Here is a 3,203-nt window from a genome sequence, read left to right as displayed (position 1 = left end):
GCTTGAGGTGTGTCATCTTTGGCCTCATTTGCCACAGTTTCGGCCAGTTTTTCCTGTGCAATTGTCTCTCCTGATTGCTCGACTAACACCTGCAGCAAATTACTGTAAAAGCTCTGCCGTTGACTCAGTCGTTCCTTAAGTAACGCGAGGATTGGCGCAACATTTTTTAAGCCATCTATGGATTCGTATACGGTCAGTTGCGACAAATATTCGAGGTAGGTTGGCAAATAGTCGGGCAGTTGTTTCGCCGTTAACTCCATTCCAGCAGCATTATATTGATTGAGTAAATCAATCATTGCCTGTCCACGGTCACGGGATTCACCATGAACATGTTCAAATAGTAATAATGACAAGGATCGGCCTCGCTCAAACAGATCGCCATATTGCGCCTGTAAATCCATTAAAGGTGTTCGGACAATTTGTTCGATACACTGATTAATGAGTATTTTCTGTTTAGTATTTAGTTCTGCGCATTGATTTATGAGTTGATTTAATTCCTGTGCATTATCCCGAACCTCTTGTTCGGGATAATCTAGCAGCAGTGCTATCAATCTTAATGATTTCATCTGCATTATTTATCCCCCAAGGTTTTCGCCGTAATGTCGATGGCGTTAATGCGCTGACTGTTAAAAAGGTTGAATTTGCTGTCGTCACCGCCATGGCAACCATTGCCAAAACTAAAGCCACAACCTTTGGCCTCGGGGAAGGCTTCCTTTGCTAGCTCGCGGTGACTACTTGGTACCACGAAACGGTCTTCGTAATTAGCAATCGCCAAATAACGATACATTTCTTGAGCTTGTTGTACCGTTAACCCAACCTGATCTAATGCGCTAGTATCGACTTTGCCATCTACGGTTTCGGCGCGTTTAAAGTGGCGCATGGCTAACATGCGATCTAATGCATGTAAAACGGGTTTGGTATCGCCAGCGGTTAACAGATTAGCGAGGTATTGAACTGGAATTCTCAGGCTCTTAACATCGGGTAACACCCCCTCTTGGCCGATAGCCCCTGCATCTGCTGCCGATTGGATCGGTGAGAGCGGTGGCACATACCAGACCATAGGAAGGGTGCGATATTCAGGGTGTAATGGAAGTGCAAGTTTCCAATCAATAGCCATTTTATAAACTGGGGATTTTTGTGCCGCTTCAAGCACATTTTCAGTAATACCTTGTTTGCGAGCTTCAGCAATCACTTTCGGATCGTTTGGATCTAAGAAAATATCTAATTGGCTTTGGTAGAGATCTTGTGCGTTATGTACTGAAGCTGCCTGCTCAATGCGGTCAGCATCGTACAAGATCACACCTAAATAGCGAATACGGCCTACGCAGGTTTCGGAGCAGACAGTGGGTTGCCCAGCTTCAATCCGAGGGTAACAGAAGATACATTTTTCTGACTTACCGCTCTTCCAGTTGAAATAGATTTTTTTGTATGGACAGCCTGTTAAGCACATGCGCCAACCACGACATTTGTCCTGATCTATCAGTACTATACCATCTTCTTCTCGTTTATAAATTGCACCGCTTGGACAGGTAGCAGCACAAGCAGGGTTTAAACAGTGCTCGCACAAACGAGGTAAGTACATCATGAAAGTATTTTCAAACTGGCCATACATTTCTTTTTGTATATGGTTGAAGTTTTGATCCGCCGAGCGTTTAGAAAATTCGCCGCCGAGGATTTCTTCCCAGTTTGGCCCTTTTTCAATTTTGTCCATACGTTCGCCGGTGATCAATGAGCGAGGGCGGGCAATCGGCTGATGTTTGCCTTGCGGTGCATTATGTAGATATTCGTAATCGAAGGTGAATGGCTCGTAATAATCATCAATGACTGGCATATCTGGGTTGTTAAATAACTTTGCTAACACACTGATCTTGCCGCCCATCTTTGGTTCAAGTTTACCGCTAATTTTGCGTATCCAGCCGCCTTTCCATTTCTCTTGGTTTTCCCAATCGCTAGGGTAGCCTGTACCAGGCTTGCTTTCGACATTGTTAAACCATGCATACTCCATACCTTCTCGGCTAGTCCAGACATTTTTGCAAGTTACCGAACAGGTATGGCAGCCAATACATTTATCTAAGTTCAGGACCATGCCGACTTGTGAACGAATTCTCATACTTATTTCTCCCCAGACCGACCGCTGTGCATATTGGGTGCTTGTTTGTGATCGTTATTTTCGTTGTCTAACCAGTTAACGTTATTCATGCGACGAACAACGACAAACTCATCTCTGTTAGAACCCACAGTGCCATAGTAGTTAAAGCCGTAAGCTTGATGGACATAGCCCCCAATCATATGTGTGGGCTTTGGGCAGACTCGAGTGACCGAGTTATGGATACCACCGCGTTGCCCGGTAATTTCTGATCCAGGAATGTTCACCAAACGCTCTTGGGCGTGATACATCATAACCATGCCTTCTGGTACTCGTTGGCTGACTACCGCGCGGGCAGTTAATGAGCCATTGCTATTGAAGGCTTCAATCCAATCGTTATCTTCAATGCCTAAGTCTTTAGCATCGTCTTCACTCATCCATACGATTGGCCCGCCACGGGATAAGGTCAGCATCAATAGGTTTTCGCTATAGGTTGAGTGGATCCCCCATTTTTGATGTGGTGTGATCCAATTCAATGCTTTTTCCTTATTGCCATTGCCTTTTTTTCCCATGATTTCGTGTACCGTGCGGGTATTGATGGGTGGACGGTAGGCAATCAAGCTTTCACCGAAGTCACGCATCCATTGGTGATCTTGGTAGAGTTGCTGACGCCCAGTCACGGTACGCCAAGGAATAAACTCATGGACGTTGGTATAACCAGCGTTGTAGGAAACGTGTTCATCTTCAAGGCCTGACCAGGTCGGGCTAGAAATAATCTTACGTGGCTGAGCTTGAATATCGCGAAAGCGGATTTTCTCCTCTTCTTTATTGGTGGCAAGATGCCGATGTTCAAGGCCTGTGAACTCACTTAGAGCATCCCAAGCTTTCACTGCAACATGGCCGTTGGTCTCAGGCGCTAGAGTCAAGATAACCTCAGCGGCGTCGATTGCAGATTCAATCTTTGCTAAGCCCTGCGCTATGCCATCGTGGTGTACATAGTTGAGTTTTTTAAGTAGTTCGACTTCGCTGTCGGTGTTCCAGTTAATCCCTTTACCGCCATTACCTTGGCTCGATAACAGTGGACCCAAAGCCGTAAAGCGAGCAAAAGTATTAGGAT

At 45.5% G+C, this 3,203-nt stretch carries 3 protein-coding genes; all 3 read right to left on the bottom strand.

Annotation, left to right across the window (positions count from 1 at the left end; translation table 11 throughout):
• The coding region (gene narJ, locus ACK5NH_RS06240; protein WP_416918408.1) for a nitrate reductase molybdenum cofactor assembly chaperone at positions 1 to 566 on the bottom strand (566 nt) is incomplete at its 3' end.
• Positions 567 to 571: 5 nt separating this feature from the next.
• Positions 572 to 2,110 (bottom strand): nitrate reductase subunit beta, encoded by a 1,539-nt coding sequence (gene narH, locus ACK5NH_RS06235; protein ID WP_416918406.1) that lies wholly within the window; start codon positions 2,108 to 2,110, stop codon positions 572 to 574.
• Positions 2,111 to 2,112: 2 nt separating this feature from the next.
• A partial coding sequence (locus ACK5NH_RS06230) for a molybdopterin dinucleotide binding domain-containing protein (protein ID WP_416918404.1) occupies positions 2,113 to 3,203 on the bottom strand: 1,091 nt, incomplete at its 5' end.

Origin of the sequence: Shewanella sp. (genome assembly GCF_047975355.1) — a bacterium.
Lineage (GTDB): Bacteria > Pseudomonadota > Gammaproteobacteria > Enterobacterales > Shewanellaceae > Shewanella.
The sequence above is the reverse complement of the archived record's forward strand: the minus strand, read 5'-3'. Positions and strand labels throughout refer to the sequence as shown.

Excerpts from the sequence above, each read along its gene's own strand:
- narH (WP_416918406.1), bottom strand. The coding sequence starts at position 2,110 with ATGAGAATTCGTTCACAAGTCGGCATGGTCCTGAACTTAGATAAATGT.